Raw genomic sequence first — 25,396 nt, 5'->3', positions numbered from 1 at the left:
CCGGCCATGACGCTGTGGAGGCCCCTGCCTTCGCTCAGCGGGCATGCGCGAAAAAGCGCTTGACCAGAGCATCCCCGGATGATCCGAAGGAACGTCTAGGGATGAAATAAGCATAACATGCGGCTTCCGTTCTTCTACGGCTGGGTGGTGGTCGCCGTGACCTTCGTCACCATGGCCATCGGCGTCAACGCGCGTACCGCCTTTTCGCTGTTCTTTCCGCCCATCATCTCCGAGTTCGGCTGGGAGCGCGGCGTCACGGCCGGCGCCTTCTCCTTCGGCTTCGTGGTGTCGGGCGTGGTCAGCCCGCTGATCGGCCGCCTGATGGACCGCGCCGGTCCGCGCGCGGTGATGGAACTCGGTGTCGTGCTGATGGGCGGCGGGCTGCTGCTGGCACCGCTGACCAGCGCGCCATGGCATCTCTACGTCACCATCGGCGTCATGGTCGGTGCCGGCTCGGTGTGTCTCGGCTATTCCGGCCAGTCGCTGTTCCTGCCGAACTGGTTCATCCGCAAGCGCGGCTTCGCCATTGGAATCGCTTTCGCCGGTGTCGGCATCGGCTCGGTGACGCTGCTGCCATGGGTGCAGCACATGATCGAGCAGACCGGCTGGCGCACCGCCTGCACGGCGATGGGCCTGCTCATCCTGGTGGTGCTGGCGCCGGTCAATCTGCTCTTGCACAAGCGCCCGGAGGACATCGGCCTCGAGCCGGACGGCGATGCCGCCCCGGTGCCGGGTGCGGCCCAACCGGTCTCCAACATCGTCGATCCCGTCTGGGTCGGCATCGACTGGACGCTCAAGCGAGCCGTCGCGACCGCGCGCTTCTGGTGGATCGCGCTCGGCTATTTCTGCGGCCTTTACATCTGGTACGCGGTGCAGGTGCATCAGACCAAATTCCTGCTCGACATCGGCTTCAGCGCCAGCGTTGCGGTGTGGGCACTCGGCATTGTCAGCCTGCTCGGCATTCCCGGCCAGATCCTGCTCGGCCATGTCTCCGACCGGATCGGGCGAGAATGGGTGTGGGCGATCAGCTGCGCGGGCTTTGCGATCTGCTTTGCGGCGCTGATGGCGCTGAAATTCCAGCCGTCGCTGTGGCTGGTCTACGTGATGGTCTTCGTGCAAGGCGCGCTCGGCTACGGCCTCACCTCGATCATGGGGGCGGTGGTGTTCGAGATTTTTCAGGGCAAGCATCAGGGCAGCATCTTCGGCACGATCATGCTGGCGGCGCTGGCGGGTGGTGCGGCCGGACCGTGGGTGACGGGCTTCCTCTATGATCGTGCCGGCGACTACACGCTTGCCTTTGCCATCGCGATGGTCATGAGCGGATTGTCGGCGCTCGCGATCTGGCAGGCCGCGCCGCGCAAGGTGCGGGCCGTCGCCGGCCGGCTGCACAAGCTGCCCGGCGGTATTGCGAGGTAGGTTCTCAAGCACCGCATTGTTCGTTCCTTCTTTGGAGGACGTTAAGCATGTCGCGTCTTGGCGTGACGTCACGGGCCAGCAAAAACGTCTTGGACACCATCGAAGCGCTAGCGTCGGGTTGAATGCCACTTGTTCCCGATTCCGTCCGGGTCTACCGATGCCTGCCTCCGATTGTCTTGCGACCGAAATGCCGGACGTGCTGCGCGCCGCGCTCGAACGCGCCGACGATGGCATCGTCATCGTCGATGACGCACATCGCATCACGCACTTCAACCCTGCCGCGGAGCGGATCTGGAAGTTCGCTGCCGCCGAGGTGCTCGGCCGCAACGCCGCCGTTCTCACCCTCAAATGTCTCGAGGCCGGCGCGACCGCGGACTTCCGCGAGGAAATCAGCCTCGTGCGGCGCGACGGCAGCCGTATCAAGGCGCTGGTGTCGATGTCATCAACGACGATTGGAGGCGCGACCCATCGCATCGTGTTCGCTCGCGATGTCACTCTCGATGCGGAGCGGCGCGTCAGGATCGGGCTTCTCCACGCCGTCTCCGACCAGACCAACCGCGCGGTGATCGTCACCGACGTCGAGCAGAACATTGTCTACGTCAATTCGGCGTTCACGGCGCTGTTCGGCTATACCAGCGAGGAGGCCGCAGGTCGCCGCGTCGCCGAACTCGTTGCCGGTCGTCACACCGATCGCAGGGCCCTCGCCAAGCTCGTCACGCGCCTGATGCGTGGCGGCCAGCGTGGAGAGGCCGAGGTGCTCGTCTACGCCAAGGACGGCGGGGAGATCTGGGTCTCCGCGCGGATAGACGCCTTCCGCGACAGCAAGGGCCGGGTCAAGCATATCTTCGCGCTGCTCGAGGACATCACCGAGACCAAGCAGCTGCGCTCGCTTCAGCAACTCATCATGAGCGCGCTCGCCGACGAGGTGCCGATCGGCGAGATCGCCGACCGGCTGTGCCGCCGCGTCGAGGAGATCGCGCCCGACGCCGTCTGTTCGCTGCTGCACGTCGATGCCGCCGGCCTGATCCATCCGCTCGGTGGTCCCAGCCTGCCTGAGGACTATTCCCGCGCGCTGGACGGCATCGCGATCGGCCCCAATGTCGGCTCCTGCGGCACCGCGGCCTTCTACGGTACGCCGGTTCTGGCGGCCGATCTCGACACCGATCCGCGCTGGCAGCCTTACAAGGCGATGCCGCTCGCGATCGGCCTGCGCGCCTGCTGGTCGACCCCGGTCAAGGCCAAAGATGGCCGCGTTATCGCGACATTCGCCTTTTATTACCGCGAGCCGCGTGAGCCGAGCAATTGGCACCGGCGCATCGTCGAGGCCTGCGTCGATCTCGGCGCCTTCGCGATCGAGCGCAAGGAGGCGCGCGCCGAGATCGCGCGGCTCGCCTATCACGACATCCTTACCGGCCTGCCCAATCGAGCTCAATTGCGGCACCTGATCACCACGGCCATCGACGCCTGCCCGACCGGCAGCCATGTCGCTCTGGCCTTCCTCGACGTCGATCATTTCAAGGACGTCAACGACACGCTCGGTCACGCCGCCGGCGACGAGCTCCTGGTCCAGCTCGCGCAGCGCCTGCGCGAGCATATCGGCCCCCGCGACATGCTGGGGCGGCTCGGCGGTGACGAGTTCGTCATCCTGCTGCCGCAACGCAACGCCGAGAGCGCCGAACGCGTCGCGGCCGATCTCGCCGAAGCGCTGGCGCGGCCGCTCCGGCTCGGATCGAAGCTGATGCCGATGTCCGCCAGCATCGGCATCAGCCTCTACCCCGATCACGCCACCGATATCGACACCTTGATGCAGCAGGCGGACGCCGCCATGTACATGGCCAAGCAGGCCGGACGCTCGACCCATCGCATCTTCAGTACCGAGATGAACGTGCTTGCCGAGCAGCGGCTGGCCTTGATCGCGGCGCTGCGCCGCGCGATCGCGGAGGGCGCACTGAGTCTCAGCTACCAGCCGCAGATCCGCAGCTGCGACGGCGCGATCCATGGCGTCGAGGCACTGGCGCGCTGGCGCGATGCCGTGCTGGGCGACGTCTCGCCGGCAAAGTTCATCCCGCTCGCCGAGGAATGCGGCCTGATCGAGCAGATCGGCCTTTGGTCCGTGCGCGAGGCCTGCCGCCAGATGGCGAGCTGGCGCCACGCCGGGCTCAACATTCCCTGCGTCTCGGTGAACCTGTCGCCGATCAATTTCCGCAACGTCACGCTGGCGGCGCGGCTCAAGGACATCCTGGCCGAGTACGATCTGCCGCCGGACGCGCTGATGCTGGAGATCACCGAAGGCGCGTTCATGCAGGACGGCGTCGCAGCGCTGGAGACGATGAACGCGATCCGCGAGCTCGGCGTCGGCCTCTCGGTGGACGATTTCGGCACCGGCTATTCCAGCCTGAGCCGGCTCGCGCATCTGCCGATCCGCGAATTGAAGATCGATCGCAGTTTCATGCGCGACATCGAGAAAGACGCGGGCGCGCTCGCGATCGCCACCGCGGTGGTCCGCGTCGGCCAGGGCCTCGGCATGACCGTGGTCGCCGAGGGTGTCGAGACCGAGGGGCAGCGCAGGACGCTGGCCGAGCTCGGCTGCGACATCGTCCAGGGCTTCCTCTATTCACCCGCGCTGCCTCCTGTCGCCTTCGAGCGCTGGCTGATCGACCACTGCGCCGAGCAGGCGAGGACCATGCTGGGGCGGCTCGACCTAGCGCCGGCGGGCGGGGATGCGGTGCAGCGGTCGGCGTAGCTGCCCTTGGGCGATATTCGCAGCCGATAGGGAACGCATTGGCGACCGGCGATTTGGTCCTCGACATCCGCCGGAGGGGCACCGCGCCATGTCCTGTTTGCAAACGGCATGGGTCCGATGAAAAGACCACAAAGCAGCGCCACCGTCCGAGCGGCAGGCTTTCGACCTTCGCAGCCGCAGCTCAAGGCCATCACGGCATGGATGGCTTGTCAGAGCGACAAGCCCAGCCTGTCCGAGGCAATAAGCCGCTTGGTGGAACTGGGGCTTGCGTTGTACACCGATACGGATCGCCAGAAGCGGCGCGCTCGCAAAATGGCTGGCGATGCGATCGATCGCATGGGCGACACGGCGACGACGGCGGAGGATAGGGCAGTCCGCAAGCGGGATCTGCTCGACGGCCCCGGGGAGTTCGATCGCGTGCGAATTGATCGGTCCAAGCGCGGCAAGCCGATCCGGGAATCGGCTGAGCACCAGGAAGCCGCCAACACCGGAGGAATTCGAACCACCAGCGACATGGAGGACAAGCAATGAGACAGCATTCTCAATCGCATGCAGCGAACGAGGCGAACAACCACTTCAGGCAGCCCGCGACGAAGCCCGCGACTGATTACGAGAAGGCGGAGCAGGCCTTCCACGAAAATCGGGAACGACTGAAGGCTGAACGGCTAGCGAGGGAAGCTGAACGACGAAGCCAGTCCGAGAGGACGACCTAGAGTCGCAGTTCTAGTTTGACATCTGGGATGGGGAATCGCGCGTCGTAGAAGAAGGTTTGGATCTGGGCAGCCGGCGGACCGCGGAGATCGAGGCTGCGCTGTCTCTTGCTGGTATTGCCGAGCAGCTTGAGTCGTTCGACGGCAGCGACGGCCTGGCCGTCATTGTTCGGGATGCGAGCGGCCCCGTCTCGAGGCCGACATTCTTCCGCGAGAGAGTTCGACCGGTCAATTGAGATCGTCAAAAGTGCTCTTGCTCGCGTGTGTGAGCTGATTAGAGCATCGAAAGCACGACAATCCCGTCTTCGAGGTCTCCTGAAGCAAGGCGGGCCCGGGCCATATGCTCGAACTCCGTTCGATGCTTCTGTAGGTAACTGAAGGCCTGCTTCTGCGTGTTGAATGTCGTGGCAAGCCGGCACATCTGCCGATTGGCGCCGGACGCGAGAAAGAACGTGATGGTTCCGTGGTCTGGCTTGATTCTAGGCACGATCTGCACCCTCCGGCATGGGATCGGCTCTTCAGATTTCGCCGGCGGTGTTGAATACGGCTACCGCACCGGCTTCCTCGAACGCTTCTTGAGCGCAGGCGCCGGCAAAGCTGTTCGAAGAGCTTCATCAGCCGCTTGCTTCGCCTCGCGTACCTCTCGGAGCCGCGCCATGTTCTTGCGAACCTCGATGGCTTGCTTTTCGACATCTGCCAACGCCCGCGCGCCCTCTTCGGCGGCCAGGCGCTTGCGATCGGAACGCGCGATGCTTTCGGGTGACGGCACTGCCGGTTTCTTGGTGCTCATCGCTCACCCGGATCCACAACAGCCAAAACCCGCTCAATCCCAGGATTGAGCGGGCAGAGCAGCCGTTTCAGTACATCCGTGAAACGGCGCCACGATATCAGGCCAGCGAGAGGTTCTCAGCGCTCGCTTTGCCTCGCACCTTGTCGGTCTTGATCTCGAAATTAACCTTCTGGCCCTCTCCGAGACCAGCAAGACCAGCTCTCTCGACGGCGCTGATGTGAACGAACACATCGTTGCCGCCGTCGCTCGGCTGAATGAAACCGAAGCCCTTTTGGCCATTGAACCACTTGACTGTACCTGTCGTCATTTTCTTCTCCAAAGCGCACAAGCGCATCCCGCGCGACAATCACGCGGTTATCTTCAACTTCGTCGATGACATTGGAAAAGGAGCCCGCGGGCGCATTCAACAAGGCACAGCGGCTAATCGAACGGCCCCAATATATATGATTTTCGCGGTTTTGCAAGGAGCGAAGCCGGTCTGTTTTCTGCGAGCCAGTTCTTCGGTTCCGAATCGAGGCGCTTTGCGTGTGTCCGTCGAGCCTCAAGGAGGACGTTATCGATTGACAGCGCTGCGCGACAGTGGTCACGTTGACGCCACCAAGCTGCTCGCCGTGACAGGCAGATCGGCTCGTCCGAAGCCGCGACAATGTCGCCGCCACTATCCTCAAAAATCGCAATGATGCTCCTGCGCAATTGGCTGCCCTGCAGGACGTGTCGCATTCTCAGCCCGGGCCAGGAGGAACAAATTGCACGTACTCGTCAGAGACAACAATGTTGAGCAGGCACTCCGTGTTCTCAAGAAGAAGATGCAGCGCGAGGGCGTCTTCCGGGAAATGAAGCAGCGCCGTTCCTACGAAAAGCCGTCCGAGAGAAAGACCCGCGAGAAGTCCGAGGCCATTCGCCGCGCCCGCAAGCTCGCCCGGAAGCAGGCGATCAGGGAAGGATTGCTGCCCGCGCCACCGAAAAAGAAGCCCTTCGAGCGCAAGCCGCCCTTGCCGGAGGTCAAAGCAAGGTCGGAGTAGCAGCGGTCTTCGTTCCGGATCTCATGCCATGACGGCTGCGTCACTTGTGGCGTCGCGAAATGCCCGACCGCCCTCATGGCCTGAAATCGATGCCTCGAAGCACGATGCCCGGCGGCGTGCCTTCGAACTCCGTCGCGCGATATTTGGTGGCGGCGCATGCTTCGATGCGTTCCCGCAGACGGGCGAATTGGGCTTCTCGTTGCTCGGGCCTGACCTGCGGGCCGTGCTCGAGATAGTCCATCGCCGAGGTCGAGATCGCGCAAGGAATCTCCCTGGCGCCGTCGTGCATCGAGAACCGGACGATCATCCGGTCGTATTCGTGATCAATAAATCGGCCGCTGGTCAGCGTCATGGCTAACTCCGTTACATGTTTGCTTTTCGGCGAGATCGCGCCATCCACTCCTTGACCGGGACCGCGCGCCCGCTTCCCGGCTCGCGCCGGGCATGACACGTCTCGGGAACGCGGGGGCCGTCGCTGGCCTTAGCTGTCCCCGGACAGCCGGGCGAAATCGTCGAACAGCGCTGACACGAGCGCGCGGTGGCGCGTGTCCTCGGTCGGCAAGCTCGCAGCATAGAGGTTGAGCAGATGGCGCGCCTTCACAGCGGCCTCCGGCCAGGACGCAGCGGGAACCGTCATCATGCGATGTTCGAGATCGGCCTCGCGCTCGCGCAGCTCTCTGACTTGGGCCTCGACATCGGCCAGCGCGCGGCGCAGGTCGGTAGCCTTTTGCGCGGCCATGCCGCGGCGCTTGTCGAGATCGACCGGCTGGTCAGTCATTGGCGATGCTCGCGTCTGCAGCTTGCGCATTCGCAAGATCGACAGAGCCGATCGACAGCATCTCCATGACACCGAGCGCACCTTCGGCGGGCACGGTGATCATCGTGGCAACCCGGCGATAGGCGGCGAAGGTCAGGCCCTCGATCGTCTCCTCGTCTGTGACGACCTCATAGGCGCCGGCCGGCAGGATGCGCTCGATGCCGCGGATGTGGAACGGATGCCTGAAGATGACGGTCTCTCGCCGCGAGCGGATGGTCATGCACGGCCTGCCTTTCGCAAGTGAAGCCCCAACCGGTGCCGCTGACGCAAGCATGCGCCTTTGGCCCGCCAATAGCCAGCATTATCGTTTCCGTACGAACGGTAATGTCGCGGTGCGACGGCAAGAGGCACTTAACGCTCGCTATTGTTTCGGTGCGGGCGTAGGGTCGTCGTCATCACCGCGCTTCTCGATGGCTTCGACCGGTGATCGAGGGCACGTGTGCTCCCGCCGAAGGCTTCGCAGGAGCGTTCGATGTCGCGTGTTCGAATGTCGGAATGGATCGTGCCGCCGATGATCGTTCCGCTCTTTTCTCTGCTTCTCGTGTACGCAACCGCGGTCCTCAATGGCTAGGACAACACGCGTGCCGTATCTGGTCAGCGGGACCAACGAATACGGCAGTTCCAATCTCGGCCGCGGGACTGCGACGGTCGCGCTACGCCTCGCGGAAAAACTGCTTCGCGAGGGCTACATGGACGTCAGGGTCTGCACCCCGCGCGGCCGGATCCTGCAGCCGAACGAGTTCGATGAACTTAAACCAGCAAAGGAGAGCGACATGGCAAAGGGCCAGCAACGCGGCAACCGCGAAGTCAAGAAGCCGAAGAAGGACAAGGCCAAGGTGATCGCCGCGGCCCCGTCCCGCAAGGATGTCGCATGGCAGCCGGATTTCGGACCTGCGAAGAAGAAGTAGCGAGGAGCTGCATTTGAGGCGCGACAAACATGTCGCGCGGCGCTTGAAGGCACAGGTTCTAATGCGACGCCGATCCCCTCCGACGCCGCAACTCCGTGATCGCGCGCAAAGAAGCTGTCGGCCGGCATCGTGCCAGGATTGATCAGCCGGTGACGGATGATTCAAGCAGGTGCGCGCTTTCACAAATGCACGATGGGCGGACGACGAGTTGTCGAGGCATTGAACGGAGATCGCGCGAGAGGCATCAAAATTCGTTGAAATCTCTTGTGAAAATGTCCTGTGAACGATAGTTGCGGCGAGGAGTCACGCGGCTAGCGTTCCAACGCGCAAGTCTGGACCGTCGCTTGCCGAAGTCGGATAATTGGGCGGATCTGGTGGCACCTTCGCGCCCCGGTCTGCTGATATATGAGATGCACTCCCATGGCACAGGCGAGCGCCTTCGCGCAGAAGCTCGAGCGGTTCTTGCATTTGAAGGATGCGCCGCCAACGCTGGTTACGCGCTCGCTGCGCAGCGCCGAGCTCGCGGTCACCGAGACCCGCGATGACCATCCCATCCCGCGTCTTTCCGAGTCGATGCCCTCGGAGGACGTCTATCTCGTCAGCCTCAAATTCCGCGATTTCGCTGATTGCGAGTGCTGGGAGCGCGGCCGATGCGTGATCAAGAGCGATATCCGCGCCGGTGCCACATATCTGTACGACCTGAAACGCGATCCGCGCTACGTGATCGACAAGCCCTTCCATTCCCTGTTCTTCCATCTGCCCCGTTCGGCGTTGGACGACATGGCGAGGCAAAGCGGCGCGACGCGGATCGGTGAACTCGCCTATCAGCCCGGCGTCGGCCATGACGATATGATGATCCGCCATCTCGGCGCGTCGTTCCTGGCGGCGTTGCGGCAGCCTGAAGAAGCCAACCAGCTCTTCATCGACCACATGATGCTCGCGCTCACCGCGCATGTCGCGACGACCTACGGCGGATTGCGGCGCGCCGCCGAACCGGCGCGCGGCGGCCTTGCCCCCTGGCAGGTGAAGCGGGCTTGCGAAAGGCTGGAGTCCGATCTCCGCGGAAAGCTTTCACTGGAAAAGATCGCAGCCGAGTTCGATCTCTCGGTCAGTCATTTTTCGCGCGCATTTCGCGTCTCCACCGGCCTGCCGCCGCATCAATGGCTGCTGCGCCAGCGCGTGGACACGGCCAAGCAATTGATGACGGTGCGCGACCTGTCGCTGGCGGAGATCGCGGTATCGGCCGGGTTCGCCAATCAAAGCCACTTCACCCGGGTGTTTTCCTCGGTGGTCGGCATCAGCCCGGGAATGTGGCGCCGTGAGGCGCAAGGCGTGCCGGACGGCGAAACGTGACTCCTCCGCTCAGCGGCGCCTGGTCTGAGAGATGGCGTAGGCGTCGCGCCGCGCCGCAAATATCTCGTCCGGCGGATGGCCGATGCCTTCGGCAAGATTGGCTGGATTGAACACGGACGCGTCGCGCGCTTCGTTTGATTCAGTGCCCGTTATCACGATCGTTCCGAGGCGCACCGCTTCGCGTCCATCCTCGTCGGGCCAACGGATGGTCACGTCCATGACGGGATCGCCGGGACGGTCCAGTAGCGCCATCACGCTGAACCTGACATCGCGCGCCGCAATGCGGGATTCGAGATCGCGCAGCAAGCCGGTGAACTTGGCCGCGTCCTCGGCCGACCTGCGTTCTTCGCCGACCGGCGCGACCTTGAACTTGATGAACCGTGTCTCGCCCTTCGCGTTCGTTGCGGGAAAGGCGTGCACGCCCCAATAGGTCGTGCAGGCGAGGCTTGCCGGCGGCGGATTCGCGGCAAGGTAGCTTGCCTGGCGCAGCGTTTCGGGATTGGCGGCGGAGAATGCCTCGAGCCGGGCCATGTCCGGCTTGCCGTCCGGTCCCGGCATGCGCGCCTGCAGGAAGGCCAGCATCTGGTCGAGCGTTCTGGCGAAATGAACCGGGGCGCTCTGGGTCAGAAGCTCGGAACGGTGATTGCCGCTGCCGAGCCGGAAGCTGAAGCCGCGCAGCGCGCGACCGTCAGTATCGACCGCGTTGGGGGAGACACCGTCCGCCGAGAGGCGCGCCAGCACCCGGGAGGGCATGGTGAAGCTGCGGGACCTGGTGATTTCCTTGGCCTGATCCGAGGGGGCATAGGTGCCGCGAACGTATTGGCCCCAGCAAAAGCTCGCGCGCGCCTTTGGCGGAAGACCGGCAACCGCCCTCAGGACATCGACAACGGACATCGGTGTGGCTGCGCCGTTCGGGAGCTGAGGCAGAACGGAACCTTTGGATTCGAGCGATGGGCTTGTTTGTGGCGCCGGGCGGATCGAAACGTCTTTCCCAAAGCGGACATGCCTTGTCCGATCCTGCGACAAATCTCGCAGCTCGCTGGCTCGGGTCGCGCTCTGAAGAATCCCGCTAGGCAGAGGCCAATCCCGTCCTCCGCCTGAGATCCGTGATCGCGCGCAGGAAACTGTCGGCCGGCGTCGTCTCCGGATCGATCAGCCGGTGCAGGCGAAAGCCGTCTTCCAGCGCGAGCACGATGGAGGCCATCCATGGCGGGTTCAGATTGTCGTTGCGCCCGTTGCTCTTCAATGTCGCCTCGACGATGTCGGCGACCAGCTTGCGCCGCGCACGCAGGCGCTTGGCAAGCTCCGGGCGGCGCTTCTCGGCGCGTGCGACGAACAGGATCATCTCCATGTGGAGGAGGGGCGAGCGGCCGAGCGGATCCTGCCGGCTGCGATCCATTGTCTTCAGCGCCGCGATGAAATCGTCGAGATTGTCGTGCTGCGCGAGGATGTCCATGTTGCGCCGGATCGACTGCTCGACATGGTCCTCGAGCATGGCGATGATCAATTCGTCCTTGCTCTTGAAGTTCGAATAGAACGCCCCGCGGGTAAAACCCGCCGCCGCCGCGATCGCCTCGATGCTGGCGCCGCCGATGCCGTCCTGCTCGAACACGCGCGCGGCCGCCTCGAACAGTCTGTCGCGCGTGTCGTCCCTGGTCGGTCTCGTTCTCACCCTTGACATCGGCACAGGTTAGGGCAGACTGCAGTTCGATACAACAATGTATCGAGTTGGAAAATACAGGGATGGTTACGCTGCGCATGAGGGGCTGCCCGGCGTATTCGATTCATGCGGCAACCGGTCTGAGGTCACCATGAACGAGCACGTGCAAGGCGCCGGCGGCGGACCGCTGTTCAACCCGCTCTCGCCGGACTTCATCCGCGATCCCTATCCGCATTACGACCGGCTGCGCACCCTCGATCCCATCCATGTGACGCCGTTCGGCCAGTTCGTCACCAGCCGCCACGCCGACGTCAGCCTCGTGATGCGCGACAAGCGCTTCGGCAAGGATTTCGTCGAGCGCACCACGCGACGCTACGGCCCCGAGATCATGAACGAGCCGGTGTTTCGCAGCATGAGCTACTGGATGCTGCAAGCCGATCCTCCGGACCACACCCGCCTGCGCGGCCTCGTGGTAAAGGCCTTCACCGCCCGCCGGGTCGAGGATATGCGGCCGCGGATCCAGGAGATCGTCGACCAGGCCATCGATGCCGTGATCGATCGCGGCCACATGGACCTGATCGAGGATTTCGCCTTCCGTCTGCCCGTCACCATCATCTGCGACATGCTCGGCATCCCCGAGGAGCACCGCGAGGTGTTCTACAAGAGCTCACGCGACGGCGGGCGGCTGCTCGACCCTGTGCCCTTGTCCGCGGAGGAGATCAGCCAAGGCAACGCCGGCAACCTGATGGCGCAGATGTATTTCCAGCAATTGTTCGAGTTGCGCCGCCGCACTCCCGGGGATGACCTCATCACCCAGCTCGTGCAGGCCGAGGAGGACGGCAACAAGCTCACCAACGAGGAACTGACCGCCAACATCATCCTCTTGTTCGGCGCAGGCCACGAGACCACGGTCAACCTGATCGGCAACGGCCTGCTCGCGCTCCACCGCAATCCGGATCAGCTTGCGCTGCTCAAGGCGCGGCCGGAGCTGATGGAGGGCGCGATCGAGGAATTCCTGCGCTACGATTCCTCGGTGCAGATGACGGGGCGCGTCGCGCTGGAGGATGTCGACCTCGGCGGCGTGGAGATTCCCAAGGGCGAGAGCGTGCTGTGCCTGCTCGGCTCGGCCAACCGGGATCCCGCGGTCTATCCTGACCGGCCCGACCGGCTGGACGTCACCCGCCAGAACGTGAAGCCGCTGTCGTTCGGCGGCGGCATCCATTTCTGCCTGGGTGCCCAGCTGGCGCGCATCGAGGCCGAGATCGCCATCGCCACGCTGCTGCGGCGGCTGCCCGACTTGCGCATCGACGACGTCGAAAACCCGGAATGGCGGCCGACCTTCGTGCTGCGCGGCCTGAAGCGGCTGCCGGCGAGCTGGTGAGGCGCGCCAGCGTTAACCTCCGCGCGCAACAGTCGCTGTGACTTCGCCACACTTCCCTCTATATAAGGGGCTGTTCCGGCGCGCCTGAGGCCCTCAGGTTCGGCCCGGGCCGGTTTGGCCGAGGGGAGACCCGTGCAGACGACGCTGCTCGGATTGGCGATTGCCTTCATTATTGCGCTGCTGGCCGCGCTGATCGGGCCTTACTACATCGACTGGAACCAGTTCAGGCCCCAGTTCGAGGCGGAGGCTGGCAAGATCATCGGCGTGCCGGTGCGGGTGGCGGGCGAGCTCGACGCGCGGCTGCTGCCGGCGCCGACGCTGCGGCTGCGCCAGGTCACCTTCGGCGGCAACAACGATCTCGGTCGCCTACGCGCCGACAAGCTCGACGTCGAGTTCAGCCTGGGCTCCCTGATGCGCGGCGAATGGCGCGCCACCGAGCTTTCGGTGGGCGGCATGGCGGTCGATCTCGGCCTGGATGCGCGCGGGCGGGTCGACTTGCCGTCGATCGCGAGCGGCACCTTCAATCTGGCATCCCTCGCCATCGAGCGGCTGAATCTCACCGGCCGCATCGCCCTGCATGACGCCGCCAGCCGCTCGACGCTGGAATTGAGCGACATCGCGTTCTCCGGCGACGTGCGCTCGCTCGCGGGCTCGGTGCGGGGCGACGGCAGTTTCAGCACTGCCGGGGTGCGCTACCCGTTCCGCGTCTCCTCCGGGCCGAGCGCCGACGGCAGCGCGACCCGTCTGCACCTCAACATCGATCCCGGCGAGCGCGCCATCCTCGCCGATCTCGAAGGCGTGCTCGCCTTCGACAATCGCCAGCCGAAATTCGACGGCGCGCTGACGCTCGCCGTGCCCGCGACAAAGAAGGCGGGCGAGGCGGGGCCGACGCCCTGGAAGCTCGCGACCAGGCTCAAGGCCGATCCGGCCGGCGCGAAATTCGAGCAGATCGACGCGAGCTTCGGCACCGAAGACGCCGCGCTGAAGCTCGGCGGCGTCGGTGATCTCAGGTTCGGCGCCTCGCCGCTGCTGCGCGCGGTGCTGTCGGCGCGGCAGGTCGATGCCGACAGGCTGACGGCCAAGGGTGATGCCGATCCGCAGCGCGTCATGCCGGCGCTGCGGGCGGGCCTTGCGGCGATCCCGCAGGTGCCGATCCCGGCGCAGATCGAGTTCAACGCAGATCAGATCATGCTCGGCGGTCGTCCGCTTCAGAACATCGCGGCCGAGCTTCAGACCGACGGACGGTCCTGGACCTTCCGGCGGTTCGAGCTGCGCGCGCCCGGCATGACGCAGCTCTCGCTCAATGGCGCGGCTCCCGGCGCCGACAGTTTCAGCGGCCGGCTCAGCGTCGAATCGTCCGATCCGGACACGCTGGTGGCCTGGCTCCAGGGTCGCAGCGAGATCGGCCGCCGCAGCACGCGGCCGCTGCGCCTCGCCGGCGACGTGACCATCGCCGCCAATCACCTCGCCATCGACAGGCTGAAGGCCGACATCGACGGCGGCGCCGTCGAAGGTCGCATCGCCTTCGTGCAGACCGGTGCGAGCAAGGGCTCGCGGATCGACGCGGAGCTCAAGGCCGACCGGCTCGACCTCGATGCCGCCGCGAGTTTCGTGCGCGCGCTCGCGGGGCCGCAGGGCGAGTGGCCGGAAGAGGCGAAACTCTCGCTCGCTATCGGCCGCGCGATCTCCGCCGGTCAGGAGCTGCGGCCGTTCGCGGCCAAGCTCGCCTACAGCCCCGCATCGCTGTCGCTGGAGCAATTGCGCTTCGGGCAGGCCAGCGGCGTGACCACGGAGGCGAGCGGCAGCTTCGACCGCACCAAAGCCACCGGCAAGCTCGCGTTGAAATCCTCGGCCAATTCGCTGCGTGAGCTCACCGCGCTGATCGAGCCGTTTGCACCCGCGGTGCGCGCGCGCGTCGATGCGCTCCCGTCATTGCCTGGCGCGACCCGTCTCAAGCTCGATCTCAGCCTGGACAAGAACACGGAGCATGCCGATCGCAGCAATGCCCGAATCGTGCTCGACCTCGACGCGCCGCAGCTCAAGGCCACGGCGACGCTGGCGGCGCAGACGCCGGCGGCCGCCATCGGAGGGATCGACCTCGAAAGGTTGCGCAACAGCGACTTCACCTTGGACACGAAGGGCTCGTCATCGCAGGCCGGCGCGCTGCTGGCGCTGCTCGGGCTCGATGGCGTCGTGGCCGCGGGCGAGGGCGCCTCGCAGTTCGAAGGCCGGCTGAGCGGCGCCTGGCGGCGACCGCTGCAATTGAACGCAAAGCTCAGTGGCGGCGGGCTCGATGCGGATGCGCAAGGCAGCCTCGAGTTGTCGGAGCCGAAGGCGAGCGTGAACCTGCGCGTGCGCAACGTCAATCTGGCGCCGCTGCTCGGCACCAGCCCGGCCGACAAATCGGCGCGGAATGTCAGCCTGTCGTCCCGCCTGACGCTCTCGGGCAATCGCCTGACGTTCGACGATCTCGACGGCAATGCAGCGGGCTCGCATCTGCGCGGGCATCTTTCGGTGATGCTCGATCAGGAGAAGAGCGTCGACGGCGAGGTCGGCCTCGACTCGCTCGATCTTGCGCCGGCGCTCGCAATCGCGATCGGCGCGGCCGGACATGAGTCCGGCGAGCCGTTCAGTCCGGGGCTCGTCGGCGGCTGGCGCGGCCGCGTCGCCTTCCAGGCCCTGCGCGGAACGCTGCCGGGCGGCATCGAGCTGCGCCCCTTCGGCGGCACGATCCGGAGCGACGGGCAGTCGCTCGCGCTCGATGCGCTCAAGGGCGGCGTCGGTGGCGGCGAGATGTCCGCGAGCCTCGACGCGCGCAACGGCGCGAATGGTCTTGCGCTGAACGCGCGCATCGAGCTCGGCAATGTCGATGCGGCGACGCTGCGCTATCGCGACCTCGCGCTGCCCAAGGGGCGCGCCTCGGTGCAGATGGCGCTGACCAGCCAGGGCCGCAGCGTCGCGGCTTTGACCGGCGCGCTCGCCGGCAACGGCACGGTGACGCTCGAATCCGCCGAAATCAGTGGCCTCAATCCGCGTGCCTTCGAGATCGCCATCCGCGCCAGTGACGGCGGCCAGGTCGCCGACGACAACCGCCTGCGGCAGCTCGTCGAGCCCGCGCTGTCGGCGGGGCCCATTGCGATCGCCTCGGTGCAGATCCCGTTCACGATCCGCGACGGCCGCCTGCGCGTCGGTGCGACGCCGCTCGAGGCCAAGAACGCCCGCGCCATCGTCTCCGGAGGCTACGACATTCCCGCCGACCAGGCCGACATCCGCGCCAGCCTGACGCCGATCATGACCGGCCTCTCCGGCGCGCCGCCGGAGATCCAGCTGTTCGCGGCAGGGCCCCCCGACAAGCTGAGCCGCACCATCGACCTCACGCCGCTGTCGTCGTGGCTTGCGGTGCGCACGATCGATCGCGAGACGCGTCGGCTCGATGCCATCGAACGCGGCGAGCCGCCGCCGGCCACCGCTGCGCTGCCGACGCTGGTGTCTCCAGATGCAGCGCCTGAGCAGGCGCCGGCCAATGTGCCGCTGCCGGGTCAGGACCCGCGCCGCATGCCGGCGAAGCCCAAGGTGGAATCGAGGCCCGCGCCGACCCCGCGGGCGCCGCAGGCCGCTCCCGCCGCGCCCAGCCCGCCGCTCGCAAGCCAGCAGGCCGCGCCTCTGCCGCCGCCGATCGAGGTGAAGCCTGCTCCGGGCCCGCCGCCCGCCAAGCCCAGGCCGAAGCCGCCGCTGGTGCTGACCCCGCAGCATCCGTGAGGTGGAGGCGAGCGCCTCGCTGCCCTGAAAGGAAGGTCGTCATGCCCGGGCTTGTCCCGGGCATCCACGTTCTTCATGCCCCGCGGGGAGGCGTGGATGGCCGGGACGAGCCCGGCCATGACGTGGAGCAGGCATTTGCGAAGGCCTCATCGCAAGTGCGCGCCTTGCCCGCCGGTAAATCCATTCCCTCGCATTTGAATGAATTTTCGTCGGCAAAACTGATTTGCCGATTTTACTGAATTCTCGCGTTTCATCTCTAGCGTCGGTTCCCAGAGGAATTCGGCGTCGCGCCAGGAGCGGCGGGACGGCTTACCAAGAACTGGGGTGAATAGAGATGAACGGGGCGAAATCGCTTCTGCAGGATCTGGACGACGCGATCGCGCGCGGCACCGACGAAAGCCGGGCGAAGGCGTTGTGGCACGCGACCGATATTCTGATCACCGGCCGCTACAGCGACGACGAGATCTCCACGTTCGGCGAGGTCATCGGCCGGCTCGCCGAGGAGATCGAGGTCGCCGCGCGGGCGCAGCTCTCGGAGCTGATGGCGGCCTGCGATCACGCGCCGCTCAACGTCATCGAAAAGCTCGCGCTCGACGACGAGATCGAGGTCGCAGGTCCCGTGCTGCGCGAGTCCAATCGTCTCGACGAGAAGATGCTGGTCGAAAGTGCCCTGACCAAGAGCCAGTCGCATCTGCTCGCGATCGCCCAGCGCAAGTCGATCGGCGAAGCCGTGACCGACGTGCTGGTCAAGCGCGGTAACCAGGAGGTCGTGACGTCGGTGGCCAGGAACGACGGCGCGCGCTTCTCCGGATCGGGCCTGTTGCACATGGTCCGCCGCGCCGAGGGCGATTCGATTCTCGCCGAACAGCTTGGCTTGCGCAAGGACGTGCCGCGCCACATCTTCCAGCAGCTCATCTCGAAGGCGTCGGAAGACGTCCGCCGCCGCCTCGGGGTCGAGAGGCCCGAGATGATGGCGCAGATCCAGAGCTCGGTGACCGAGCTCACCGGCGATCTCCAGTCCAAGTTCGGCCCGTCCTCGCGCAGCTATTTCGTCGCCAAGCGCGTGGTCACGACGCAGTATCGGCAGGGCAACCTCAATCAGGATTCCATCTCGAACTATGCGCGCCAGCACCGTTTCGACGAGGTGCAGATCGGCCTGTCGCTGCTCTCGTCACTGCCCGTCGACGTGATCGAGCGCGCGCTGATGGACCGTAACCGCGAGATGATCCTGGTGTTGTGCAAGGCGCTCGAATTCTCCTGGGACACGACGATGTCGCTCTTGTTCCTCGGCGCCAAGGATCATCTGATCACGGCGCGCGAGCTCCAGGACAACGAGCGCGAGTACGGCCGGCTCAAGATCGAGACCTCGCGCAGCATCCTGAAGTTCTACCAGTCGCGCAAGAATGGCGCGGGTGCCGAGACCGTCACGGGCCGTCAGCCCGAGCTCCAGGTCCACTAGTCGGGTGTACTGAGCATCATCCCGGAATTCGAAGGGGAGTATTTGCAATGTTGCCTCAATTCGGCACCGCCGTTCGCAAGAAAAACCTGGGCAATGCCGTCACCGCCGATCTCGGCGGCGGAGCACCGGACAAGGCGTCGGTGGACGCCGCCTGGCTCGTGCTGGAAGCCGCCAACGATCTCGGCGACCACGCCGCCGTCGAAGCCTGCCGTCGCGTCATCGATGCCGAGCTGAACGGCACGGTCGCCGGCAGCTCGGATGTCGATCTCGTGCTGGGGTACTTCCGGTAGGCGTCGGTCAATCCTGCCCGGCGCACCGAACCTCAATTGTTCAGCAAAGAGCCGGAGCGTCTGGATTGCATATCAGTTTCAAGCGTCGACTTCGCGGCGTTCAGCGCCGCGGCCAGCTCGTCGATGTGATACGGCTTGGCTAAAATCCGGATACCCGCCGTTTCGGCTTCATGGATCGCGACCTCGGCGTATCCGCTGGTCAGCAGCACGGGTATGTCGCTGCGCCGCCTCCTGATCTCCCGCGCGAGTTCCACGCCATTCATGCCGCCCGGCATCATGATGTCCGAAAAGATGAGATCGACAGAGCGACCATCGGCCAGAGCACCGAGAGCAGCTGCAGCGCTGGCGGCCCGCGTGACTTCGTAGCCGAGCTGACCAAGCATCTCGCCAACGAGTGCGGCCACCTCGTCGTCATCTTCGACCAGCAGGATTTGGCCCTGGCCGTTCTTCTTCGGCCGTACCGCCCTGTTGAAATCGATCAAGTGTCGTTGCTTGGAAGCGAGATTCAACGAGCGGGGCATGTACAGCTCGATGCTGGTGCCCTGATCGACTTGCGATCTGATGCGGACCGTCCCGCGTGACTGGGTCGCAAACCCGTGGACCTGCGCGAGCCCCAGTCCGGACCCTTTGCCAACGTCCTTGGTCGTGAAGAACGGCTCGAAGACCCGCGACAGGATTTCCGGAGGCATACCGACGCCCGTATCGATGACCGACAGCCGAACATAGTCGCCGGCGATCTCCCCGTCATTCAGATCGGGCAGATTCTCGCCGCGGACGACGATGGTGCCGCCGTTGGGCATCGCATCCCGGGCATTGACGGCCAGATTGAGAATGACCAGCTCGAGCTCGCCGGGATCGACCTCCACCGGCCAAAGCGTATCCGGGAAATCGAATTCGACGTGGACGTCGCCTCGCAGGCTTCGATCGAGCAGCTCGCGCATGCCGCCGATCTGCATGGCGACGTCGACGGCTTCCGGGCGCAGCCTCTGCCGGCGCGAGAATGCCAGCAGCTGCTTGGTCAGGCTGGCGCCGCGCTGCGCGGCCTGGATCATCCCGTCCATCAGACGCCGGCGCCGGTTCGGATCTGTCTGGCGGTCGAGCATGTCGAGGCCGCCGGAAATCACCATCAGCAGATTGTTGAAGTCGTGCGCGACGCCGCCGGTGAGCTGGCCGATGGCCTCGATTTTCTGCGCCTGGCGAAGCGTCTCCTCGACGCGAGCGCGCTCGTTCATTTCCAGACGCAGTTGCTCGTTGGCCTCCTCCAGCTCTCGCGTGCGCTCGACCACCAGTTTTTCGAGCTCCTGCGCAGTCTGCTCGCGCGCTGCGATCAGGGCCCGGATTTCATATTGCCGCCGCCGCGCCCGCATCGCCGATTGAACCGCGCTGGTCAGCGTGATCGGCTGGACCGGTCGTTCGAGCAGCGAAACGTTGCGAAGCAGGGCGACGACATCGCGGCGCCATGCGACGACCGCGGGCTGCTCTCGATGACTGGTGAGAACGACAAAGGGGAGGTCGGACCATGGCGGCTGACTCGCGATCCATTCAGCGAGCGGCGCCGTGTCTTTCCCGAACAGTCCCTCCTCTGCAAGGAAGACCGCGCCCACGCCGGCACTCATCTCGCTGACGAGTTCGGGCAGACTTCGGCAGTTGGCCGCTTCGAGGCTCGCACCGCGGAAAAGCTCGGCCGACGCCGGCCCGTCGCGGCCGATCGGAGCGAAAATGAGAACACGATGACCGCGGTCGGCGCTCATCAGGCCGATCCTTCGGGGATGTCCGTGCCGGTATAACGCGGATTGCCCGAAAAGATGCCCATGAAGTCCGTGAGGGGCGGGCCGAGCTTGACACCGGCGCTGCCGAGCCGAAACTCGCGGATGGTGTGCTCGTGGTTGCCGCTGCGCTTCTTGACGACGGACAAGGCGCGCCGCACCGATCCGCCGGACTCGAAATAGCGCAGCATGAGCACTGCGTCGCTCAAATAGCTGATGTCGAGCGGCGTATCCATCGGACCGACCAGTCCGTGCTGAGCGAGGATCAGGATGGTGAGCACGCCCTGCTGCGCCAGGTAGGTCAGCAGTTCGTGCATTTGCAGGATGAGAAACCGCTCGTCCGGCATCGCGTTCAGGTAACCGTTCAGGCTGTCGATGATGACGACGCGGGCGTTGTCAATTTCCGCGCTCCGGCGCAGGGTTGCCGCGAACTCGCCCGGCGACAGCTCGGCTGGATCGATCTGTTGGAACCGAATAAGGCCGGACTCGATGTGCTTTTCGAGAGGCAGGCCAAGCGTCCGGGCGCGAGCTTCCACGGTGCCGCGGCCTTCATCGAAGGCAAAAAACGCAGCGTGCTCGCCACGTTCCGCGGCCGCTATCGCATAAGTGAGCGCGAGCGTGGATTTGCCCACTCCGGCAGCGCCGATGAACAGGGCGTTGGTGCCGCGCTCAAGCCCGCCTCCGAGGAGTTGGTCCAGCTCGGGATTGCCGCTGGGCGTGAACTCGCCGGGAAACGGTTTGTGATGCTCGGCCGCCACGAGGCGCGGGAAGATGCGCAACCCGCCCTTTGCAATCGTGAAGTCGTGGAAGCCGCCGCGGAATCGAATGCCGCGCATCTTGATCACGCGGATCCGTCGTCGCTCTGCCCCGTAATCGATCGCGAGCTGTTCGAGCATGACGACGCCGTGCGCGATCGAATGCAGTTGCAGATCGTCCTGGGAGGACGAGAGATCGTCGAGGAGCACGACCGTGCAATTGCGGTTGGTGAAGAAATGCTTCAAGGCCAGCACCTGACGCCTGTAACGAAGCGGGTTCTGGGCAAGCAGACGCAGTTCGGAGAGGCTGTCGAGCACGACGCGCGTGGGGTTGATCCGCTCGACCTCCTTGAAGATCAGACCGGTCGTTTCGCTCAACTCCATTTCGGCGGGATGGAAGACCGTGAGCTCCCGGTCCGGATCGAGCGTGGTCTCGGGCGGGACCAGCTCGAATATGTCCACCCCTTGCAGGGACCAGCCGTGCCGCTGTGCGACCACCGTCAGCTCCCGCTTGGTTTCGGACAGGGAAATATAGAGCACGCGTTCGCCGTCACGCACGCCGCAGAGAAGGAATTGGAGCGCAATCGTGGTTTTGCCCGTGCCCGGCCGCCCCTCGTACAGATACATACGATTGGCGTCGAAGCCGCCGCCCAGAATGTCATCCAGGCCGTCACTGCCGGTGGAAACTCTCGGTAGATCCTTGAGGGCGCTGTCTGGAGCGGCCCGGGATGGCTCAGTCATTGAACCCCCTTACGCATGTTCTGGAAGCCCGCTGCTTGCCCCAAGCATCACAAGCTGGGCTGGACCAAGACAGGTCCGTACAAGGAACTCTTCAGCAGCGGCCGGGTTCCGGCGACCCGTGTCCTGCCGTTCGGAAATGGGTGCGGATGACTCTTGTTCTGTCGGTTCAAGATTGAACACAAGCAGGTCCGGACTTCAGCGTGTTTCAATCCGGTGATTGTGACGTTCACGGCCGGATGCGGTAGATCACCACGTCCTCGCCGTGGTGGTTCGTGCTCCGCTCGGGAAAGTAGTTCGATTTCTCCAGCACGCGGCGCGATGCAGCGTTCCCGACAGACACCAGGCCGATGAGGGATTGCAGCGCGAGTTGCGACAGCCCGATGCGCGTCATCGCGGTCGCGATCTCACCGGCAAATCCCCGGCTCCAGAGACTGCGCGTGAACGCGTAGGCGATCTCGATCTCGTCGATGCCATCGACGAGGATGTGCCGGAGGCCCGCCCGTCCTGCGAACGCCCCGTCGCTCGTTCGCAGCGCCCACAGCCCAAAGCCGTACCGGTCCCAATGCGCCATGTTGACGTCGAGATAGGCTTTCGTTGTCTCGGCCGAGCGCACGCCGCCGAGATAACGAGACACCTCGGGATCGAGATGCAATGCGACGAGATCAGCGAGATGATCCTCGCGCAGTCGTTCGGCGGCCAGTCGTTCGGTGACGAAGCGATCGATGGAGCCGGATGGGCGCATCTCGAGAAGGTCGCCATGCCGTAACGGGCCGATGATCCCATTATGCCGCTGTTTTGCCCGACGGTGCAAGCGGGCTTAGGAGAATCCGTAAGCCATTGTTTTCACAGCCCCCCGTCTACTGTGCATGGGGTTGTTTTCGCGCTTTCGATTTGGCGAGGGCTATCCCGCTCCCAGCGCGACCGCGACGTTGTAGGTCAGAAGGCTTGCGGCATAGGCCAGCACCAGCATGTAGCTGAAGGTCACGGCCATCCAGGTCCAGCTGCCGGTCTCGCGCCGGATCACGGCGAGCGTGGAGGCGCATTGCGGGGCGAAGATGTACCAGGCCAGCATCGACAGCGCGGTCGCGAGCGACCATTTCGTCGCCAGCACCTGGCCGATCTGCTCGGCCGCTTCCTTGCCGCCTTCGATCGCATAGACGGTGCCGAGGGCTGCGACCGCCACCTCGCGCGCCGCCATGCCGGGGATCAGGGCGACCGCGATCTGCCAGTTGAAGCCGACGGGGGCCAGCAGCGGCTCCAGCGCCTTGCCGATCATCGCAGCCAGGCTGAAATCGATGGCCGGCTCGGTCGCGCCCGCGGGCGGCTGCGGGAACGAGGCCAGGAACCAGATCAGCACCATCATCGAGAAGATCGTGGTGCCGGCACGCACCAGGAACATCTTGGCTCGCGTGTAGACCCCGATCGCGATCGATTTCAGCCGCGGCATCTTGTAGTCCGGCAGCTCCAGCATGAACGGCGCCGGCGCATAGTCGCGCAGCATGAAGAACTTGATCAGGAACGAGACGGCAAGGGCGCTGGCGATGCCGGTGGCGTAGAGGCCGAACATCACGAGGCCCTGGAGGTTGATGAAGCCCCAGACGTCCTTGGCCGGAATGAATGCCGAGATGATCAGCGTGTAGACCGGAATGCGCGCCGAGCAGGTCATCAGCGGCGCGATCAGGATCGTGGTCAGCCGGTCGCGCTTGTCGTCGATCACGCGCGTCGCCATGATGCCGGGAATGGCGCAGGCAAAGCTCGACAACAGCGGAATGAAGGCGCGGCCGTGCAGCCCTGCGCCGCCCATGATGCGGTCCATCAGGAACGCGGCGCGCGCCATGTAGCCGAAATCTTCCAGGAGCAGGATGAACAGGAAGATGATGATGATCTGCGGCAGGAACACGATGACGCTGCCGACGCCCGAGATCACGCCGTTCTGAAGGAAGCTCTGGAGCAGGCCGGCGGGCAGGGTGGCTTGGACGAACTCGCCCAGCGCTTCGAAGCCTGAGTTGAGCAGCTCCATCAGCGGCTGCGCCCAGGCGAACACCGCCTGGAACATCACGAACAGGATTAGCGCGAGCACGATGAGGCCGCCGACCGGATGCAGCACCACGGCGTCGATCCGCGCGGTCCAGGTGTCGGGCCTGGCAGGCAGGCTGACGCAGTCGGCGATGATGCGGTCGGCCTCGCGCTGGGTGGCGCGCAATTCGCTGACGCTGAGCGCGCGCCAGCTGTTCTCCTGTGACTCAGTGGCAAGCTTGGCCGAGATATCGTCGGTCAGCTTGAGCAGATCGGCCGTGCCGCCCTTGCGCACCGCGATCGAGGTGACCACGGGCACGCCGAGCTCCTTGGCGAGCCGCTCCGCGTCGACAGTGATGCCGCGGCGGGACGCGATGTCGAACATGTTGAGCACGAGGATCATCGGCCGTCCCGTGCGCTTGAGCTCGAGCAGCAGGCGGATGGTCAGGCGCAGATTGGTGGAATCGGCGACGCACAGCACGAGATCGGGCACCGCCTCGCCGCTGGCCTTGCCGAGCACGAAGTCGCGGGTGATCTCCTCGTCCGGGCTGCGGCCGCGCAGCGAATAGGTGCCGGGCAGGTCGACCACCGAGACCTGGCGTCCGAGCGGGGTAACGAAGAAGCCTTCCTTGCGCTCGACGGTGACGCCGGGATAGTTCGCGACCTTCTGCCGGCTGCCGGTCAGGGCGTTGAACAGCGAGGTCTTGCCGCTGTTTGGCGTGCCCACCAGGGCGAGATGCAGCAGGGGTAGTTCCATGTGATCAGGGGCCCGGGATAAGGCGTCCCGTCGCTATCTAGGCGACGATGATGGCCATGGCTTCGCGACGGCGGACCGCGATGGTGATGCTGTCGACCCGCACGGCGATCGGGTCGCGCCCAACCAGCCCCTCATGCAAGATCTCGACCCGGGCGCCCTCGACGAAGCCGAGTTCGATCAGGCGGCTTTCGAGCTCGACGTCCGAGAGCGCCGAGCCCGCCTGCTTGGCGGAAAGGTGCTGGATGACGCCGGTATAGCCCCGTTGGGCCAGACCCAGCGGCATGTGCGAACGCGTCTCAGTGGTGTCGGTCATGCCCTGTATTTTCAACGCGGGGCATTGAGGTCAAGCGCGCACACCCGCGGAAACTGCACCTTAGAGTGATTTTAAAGTGTCGCAGCCGGGGCGCCGTCGCGGGTGCCCCCCGAGGGCTACTGGGCCGGGACCTTGTCCGGCTGGGCGGCCATGGCGCGGCTCTTGAAGTAGTCAAGGACGAAGAGACGGATCGCCGACGACAGATTGCCTTGCTGGCGGCTGTTGTCGATCTCGCCGACCAGCTCGGACAACGTCATGTTGCGCAGGCCGGAGATCTCCTTCATGCCGTTCCAGAACGCCTCTTCCAGGCTGACGCTGGTCTTGTGGCCGGCGACGACGATCGACCGTTTCACGACGGGCGACTTCATGGCTGCTCCTCGTGATCGATCCGGTGCTGGTCCAGATGCTCCTTGGCCTGGTCCGCCCGCTTCTCCTCCGCCGACCGGTCCGCCTTCGTGCGACCGAACTTCGCCCGGTTGGCGTCCGCCTGCTTCGCCGAGGCTTCCCGCTCGACGCGCTTCCTGAATCGATTCAGGTTGATGACGTTCCCCATGCCGCGTCTCCATCAGCAGATCCTCGCTAGGCAGGATGAAACATTCAGAAACAGGGTGCCGCGTTGCGCCCCGCAAGACTTGATCGCCATTCGCTTGTCCTCGTCAATCGGCCCCTCGGGCCATCAAACGATGAATTTCGCCCGAGGGCAGAAGAGCTGCGTAACACGCCGCTCCGCCGTAACATTG

General features: G+C 65.0%; 27 protein-coding genes. 12 read left to right on the top strand and 15 right to left on the bottom strand.

The features are described 5' to 3' along the window. Positions 1-117: 117 nt before the first annotated feature. From ACSHT2_RS13210 to ACSHT2_RS13195, 4 genes are all read left to right on the top strand, one after another. On the top strand, positions 118-1,416 hold the full coding sequence (locus ACSHT2_RS13210) for an MFS transporter (protein ID WP_440641939.1): 1,299 nt from the start codon (positions 118-120) through the stop codon (positions 1,414-1,416). A 157-nt stretch (positions 1,417-1,573) separates the two neighbouring features. After that, positions 1,574-4,159, top strand: a complete 2,586-nt coding sequence (locus ACSHT2_RS13205) for an EAL domain-containing protein (protein ID WP_440641938.1) — start codon at positions 1,574-1,576, stop codon at positions 4,157-4,159. Positions 4,160-4,267: 108 nt separating this feature from the next. Next, positions 4,268-4,690 carry a hypothetical protein gene (locus tag ACSHT2_RS13200; RefSeq protein ID WP_440641937.1) on the top strand — a complete coding sequence of 141 codons (423 nt, stop codon included), beginning with the start codon at positions 4,268-4,270 and terminating at the stop codon, positions 4,688-4,690. A 202-nt stretch (positions 4,691-4,892) separates the two neighbouring features. After that, on the top strand, positions 4,893-5,105 hold the full coding sequence (locus ACSHT2_RS13195; protein ID WP_440642830.1) for a DUF6894 family protein: 213 nt from the start codon (positions 4,893-4,895) through the stop codon (positions 5,103-5,105). A gap of 38 nt (positions 5,106-5,143) precedes the next feature. On the opposite strand, the gene ACSHT2_RS13190 is transcribed toward ACSHT2_RS13195, so the two are convergent. The 3 genes from ACSHT2_RS13190 to ACSHT2_RS13180 form a co-directional block, all read right to left on the bottom strand. Then, the gene (locus ACSHT2_RS13190; protein WP_440641936.1) at positions 5,144-5,365 is read right to left on the bottom strand and encodes a hypothetical protein; all 222 of its coding nucleotides are present in this window, start codon (positions 5,363-5,365) and stop codon (positions 5,144-5,146) included. 51 nt (positions 5,366-5,416) lie between these two features. Further along, on the bottom strand, positions 5,417-5,659 hold the full coding sequence (locus tag ACSHT2_RS13185) for a transcriptional regulator (protein WP_440641935.1): 243 nt from the start codon (positions 5,657-5,659) through the stop codon (positions 5,417-5,419). A gap of 97 nt (positions 5,660-5,756) precedes the next feature. Beyond that, positions 5,757-5,966 carry a cold-shock protein gene (locus ACSHT2_RS13180; protein ID WP_124160095.1) on the bottom strand — a complete coding sequence of 70 codons (210 nt, stop codon included), beginning with the start codon at positions 5,964-5,966 and terminating at the stop codon, positions 5,757-5,759. A 439-nt stretch (positions 5,967-6,405) separates the two neighbouring features. Between ACSHT2_RS13180 and rpsU the strand changes: the two genes are divergently transcribed. Next, positions 6,406-6,681 carry a 30S ribosomal protein S21 gene (gene rpsU / locus ACSHT2_RS13175; RefSeq protein ID WP_440641934.1) on the top strand — a complete coding sequence of 92 codons (276 nt, stop codon included), beginning with the start codon at positions 6,406-6,408 and terminating at the stop codon, positions 6,679-6,681. A gap of 73 nt (positions 6,682-6,754) precedes the next feature. On the opposite strand, the gene ACSHT2_RS13170 is transcribed toward rpsU, so the two are convergent. The 3 genes from ACSHT2_RS13170 to ACSHT2_RS13160 all read right to left on the bottom strand — a co-directional run bounded on the left by ACSHT2_RS13170 (position 6,755) and on the right by ACSHT2_RS13160 (position 7,718). Continuing rightward, positions 6,755-7,033, bottom strand: a complete 279-nt coding sequence (locus tag ACSHT2_RS13170; protein ID WP_440641933.1) for a DUF1488 domain-containing protein — start codon at positions 7,031-7,033, stop codon at positions 6,755-6,757. A gap of 129 nt (positions 7,034-7,162) precedes the next feature. Then, entirely contained in the window at positions 7,163-7,459 is a 297-nt protein-coding gene (locus ACSHT2_RS13165; protein ID WP_440641932.1) for a hypothetical protein, read from the bottom strand. Further along, complete coding sequence (locus tag ACSHT2_RS13160) at positions 7,452-7,718, bottom strand: hypothetical protein (protein WP_440641931.1); 267 nt, start codon at positions 7,716-7,718, stop codon at positions 7,452-7,454. Before ACSHT2_RS13160 ends, ACSHT2_RS13165 begins: the two co-directional genes overlap by 8 nt. 361 nt (positions 7,719-8,079) lie before the next feature. Here ACSHT2_RS13160 and ACSHT2_RS13155 point away from each other — a divergent pair, with 361 nt between their 5' ends. Next, positions 8,080-8,406, top strand: a complete 327-nt coding sequence (locus tag ACSHT2_RS13155; RefSeq protein WP_440641930.1) for a hypothetical protein — start codon at positions 8,080-8,082, stop codon at positions 8,404-8,406. A gap of 420 nt (positions 8,407-8,826) precedes the next feature. Continuing rightward, positions 8,827-9,759, top strand: coding sequence for a helix-turn-helix domain-containing protein (locus ACSHT2_RS13150; protein ID WP_440641929.1), 933 nt, complete (start codon positions 8,827-8,829; stop codon positions 9,757-9,759). Positions 9,760-9,768: 9 nt separating this feature from the next. Here ACSHT2_RS13150 and ACSHT2_RS13145 read toward each other — a convergent pair whose 3' ends face one another. Then, a complete protein-coding gene (locus ACSHT2_RS13145) occupies positions 9,769-10,686 on the bottom strand; it encodes a catalase (RefSeq protein ID WP_440642829.1) in 918 nt (305 codons plus the stop codon). Positions 10,687-10,828: 142 nt separating this feature from the next. Next, positions 10,829-11,440: a TetR/AcrR family transcriptional regulator gene (locus tag ACSHT2_RS13140; RefSeq protein WP_440641928.1), complete on the bottom strand. Its 612-nt coding sequence runs from the start codon at positions 11,438-11,440 to the stop codon at positions 10,829-10,831. A gap of 130 nt (positions 11,441-11,570) precedes the next feature. Here ACSHT2_RS13140 and ACSHT2_RS13135 point away from each other — a divergent pair, with 130 nt between their 5' ends. From ACSHT2_RS13135 to ACSHT2_RS13115, 5 genes are all read left to right on the top strand, one after another. After that, positions 11,571-12,800: a cytochrome P450 gene (locus ACSHT2_RS13135; protein WP_440641927.1), complete on the top strand. Its 1,230-nt coding sequence runs from the start codon at positions 11,571-11,573 to the stop codon at positions 12,798-12,800. Positions 12,801-12,932: 132 nt separating this feature from the next. Next, positions 12,933-16,559, top strand: a complete 3,627-nt coding sequence (locus tag ACSHT2_RS13130) for an AsmA family protein (RefSeq protein ID WP_440641926.1) — start codon at positions 12,933-12,935, stop codon at positions 16,557-16,559. Positions 16,560-16,600: 41 nt separating this feature from the next. Then, positions 16,601-16,798 (top strand): hypothetical protein, encoded by a 198-nt coding sequence (locus tag ACSHT2_RS13125; protein ID WP_440641925.1) that lies wholly within the window; start codon positions 16,601-16,603, stop codon positions 16,796-16,798. Between the two features lie 95 nt (positions 16,799-16,893). Then, positions 16,894-18,018 (top strand): DUF2336 domain-containing protein, encoded by a 1,125-nt coding sequence (locus ACSHT2_RS13120; protein ID WP_440641924.1) that lies wholly within the window; start codon positions 16,894-16,896, stop codon positions 18,016-18,018. A 47-nt stretch (positions 18,019-18,065) separates the two neighbouring features. After that, positions 18,066-18,308 carry a hypothetical protein gene (locus ACSHT2_RS13115; RefSeq protein WP_124159956.1) on the top strand — a complete coding sequence of 81 codons (243 nt, stop codon included), beginning with the start codon at positions 18,066-18,068 and terminating at the stop codon, positions 18,306-18,308. Between the two features lie 32 nt (positions 18,309-18,340). Here ACSHT2_RS13115 and ACSHT2_RS13110 read toward each other — a convergent pair whose 3' ends face one another. The 7 genes from ACSHT2_RS13110 to ACSHT2_RS13080 all read right to left on the bottom strand — a co-directional run bounded on the left by ACSHT2_RS13110 (position 18,341) and on the right by ACSHT2_RS13080 (position 25,209). Then, positions 18,341-20,059, bottom strand: coding sequence for an ATP-binding protein (locus ACSHT2_RS13110; protein ID WP_440641923.1), 1,719 nt, complete (start codon positions 20,057-20,059; stop codon positions 18,341-18,343). Further along, entirely contained in the window at positions 20,059-21,570 is a 1,512-nt protein-coding gene (locus tag ACSHT2_RS13105) for an ATPase domain-containing protein (RefSeq protein ID WP_440641922.1), read from the bottom strand. Before ACSHT2_RS13105 ends, ACSHT2_RS13110 begins: the two co-directional genes overlap by 1 nt. A gap of 226 nt (positions 21,571-21,796) precedes the next feature. Continuing rightward, complete coding sequence (locus ACSHT2_RS13100; protein WP_440642828.1) at positions 21,797-22,294, bottom strand: GNAT family N-acetyltransferase; 498 nt, start codon at positions 22,292-22,294, stop codon at positions 21,797-21,799. Positions 22,295-22,471: 177 nt separating this feature from the next. Beyond that, a complete protein-coding gene (gene feoB, locus ACSHT2_RS13095) occupies positions 22,472-24,343 on the bottom strand; it encodes a ferrous iron transporter B (protein WP_440641921.1) in 1,872 nt (623 codons plus the stop codon). Between the two features lie 37 nt (positions 24,344-24,380). Continuing rightward, on the bottom strand, positions 24,381-24,656 hold the full coding sequence (locus tag ACSHT2_RS13090) for a FeoA family protein (RefSeq protein ID WP_440641920.1): 276 nt from the start codon (positions 24,654-24,656) through the stop codon (positions 24,381-24,383). A gap of 116 nt (positions 24,657-24,772) precedes the next feature. Next, the gene (locus ACSHT2_RS13085; protein ID WP_440641919.1) at positions 24,773-25,024 is read right to left on the bottom strand and encodes a ribbon-helix-helix domain-containing protein; all 252 of its coding nucleotides are present in this window, start codon (positions 25,022-25,024) and stop codon (positions 24,773-24,775) included. Continuing rightward, the gene (locus tag ACSHT2_RS13080) at positions 25,021-25,209 is read right to left on the bottom strand and encodes a DUF4169 family protein (protein ID WP_124159951.1); all 189 of its coding nucleotides are present in this window, start codon (positions 25,207-25,209) and stop codon (positions 25,021-25,023) included. The genes ACSHT2_RS13085 and ACSHT2_RS13080 overlap by 4 nt, the downstream gene beginning before the upstream one ends. Positions 25,210-25,396 lie beyond the last annotated feature (187 nt).

This window comes from Bradyrhizobium sp. PUT101 (assembly GCF_052043945.1).
In the GTDB taxonomy this organism is placed as follows: Bacteria; Pseudomonadota; Alphaproteobacteria; order Rhizobiales; family Xanthobacteraceae; genus Bradyrhizobium.
Note: the sequence above shows the minus strand (reverse complement) of the source record. Positions and strands in the feature narration are given on the sequence as shown.

What these genes read in the sequence shown, in the direction of transcription:
- ACSHT2_RS13210 (WP_440641939.1), top strand. Translation starts at nt 118, where the DNA reads ATGCGGCTTCCGTTCTTCTACGGCTGGGTGGTGGTCGCCGTGACCTTC.
- ACSHT2_RS13205 (WP_440641938.1), top strand. Translation starts at nt 1,574, where the DNA reads ATGCCTGCCTCCGATTGTCTTGCGACCGAAATGCCGGACGTGCTGCGC.
- ACSHT2_RS13200 (WP_440641937.1), top strand. Translation starts at nt 4,268, where the DNA reads ATGGGTCCGATGAAAAGACCACAAAGCAGCGCCACCGTCCGAGCGGCA.
- ACSHT2_RS13185 (WP_440641935.1), bottom strand. Translation starts at nt 5,659, where the DNA reads ATGAGCACCAAGAAACCGGCAGTGCCGTCACCCGAAAGCATCGCGCGT.
- ACSHT2_RS13180 (WP_124160095.1), bottom strand. Translation starts at nt 5,966, where the DNA reads ATGACGACAGGTACAGTCAAGTGGTTCAATGGCCAAAAGGGCTTCGGT.
- ACSHT2_RS13170 (WP_440641933.1), bottom strand. Translation starts at nt 7,033, where the DNA reads ATGACGCTGACCAGCGGCCGATTTATTGATCACGAATACGACCGGATG.
- ACSHT2_RS13165 (WP_440641932.1), bottom strand. Translation starts at nt 7,459, where the DNA reads ATGACTGACCAGCCGGTCGATCTCGACAAGCGCCGCGGCATGGCCGCG.
- ACSHT2_RS13160 (WP_440641931.1), bottom strand. Translation starts at nt 7,718, where the DNA reads ATGACCATCCGCTCGCGGCGAGAGACCGTCATCTTCAGGCATCCGTTC.
- ACSHT2_RS13150 (WP_440641929.1), top strand. Translation starts at nt 8,827, where the DNA reads ATGGCACAGGCGAGCGCCTTCGCGCAGAAGCTCGAGCGGTTCTTGCAT.
- ACSHT2_RS13140 (WP_440641928.1), bottom strand. Translation starts at nt 11,440, where the DNA reads ATGTCAAGGGTGAGAACGAGACCGACCAGGGACGACACGCGCGACAGA.
- ACSHT2_RS13135 (WP_440641927.1), top strand. Translation starts at nt 11,571, where the DNA reads ATGAACGAGCACGTGCAAGGCGCCGGCGGCGGACCGCTGTTCAACCCG.
- ACSHT2_RS13125 (WP_440641925.1), top strand. Translation starts at nt 16,601, where the DNA reads ATGCCCGGGCTTGTCCCGGGCATCCACGTTCTTCATGCCCCGCGGGGA.
- ACSHT2_RS13120 (WP_440641924.1), top strand. Translation starts at nt 16,894, where the DNA reads ATGAACGGGGCGAAATCGCTTCTGCAGGATCTGGACGACGCGATCGCG.
- ACSHT2_RS13115 (WP_124159956.1), top strand. Translation starts at nt 18,066, where the DNA reads ATGTTGCCTCAATTCGGCACCGCCGTTCGCAAGAAAAACCTGGGCAAT.
- ACSHT2_RS13110 (WP_440641923.1), bottom strand. Translation starts at nt 20,059, where the DNA reads ATGAGCGCCGACCGCGGTCATCGTGTTCTCATTTTCGCTCCGATCGGC.
- ACSHT2_RS13105 (WP_440641922.1), bottom strand. Translation starts at nt 21,570, where the DNA reads ATGACTGAGCCATCCCGGGCCGCTCCAGACAGCGCCCTCAAGGATCTA.
- feoB (WP_440641921.1), bottom strand. Translation starts at nt 24,343, where the DNA reads ATGGAACTACCCCTGCTGCATCTCGCCCTGGTGGGCACGCCAAACAGC.
- ACSHT2_RS13090 (WP_440641920.1), bottom strand. Translation starts at nt 24,656, where the DNA reads ATGACCGACACCACTGAGACGCGTTCGCACATGCCGCTGGGTCTGGCC.
- ACSHT2_RS13085 (WP_440641919.1), bottom strand. Translation starts at nt 25,024, where the DNA reads ATGAAGTCGCCCGTCGTGAAACGGTCGATCGTCGTCGCCGGCCACAAG.
- ACSHT2_RS13080 (WP_124159951.1), bottom strand. Translation starts at nt 25,209, where the DNA reads ATGGGGAACGTCATCAACCTGAATCGATTCAGGAAGCGCGTCGAGCGG.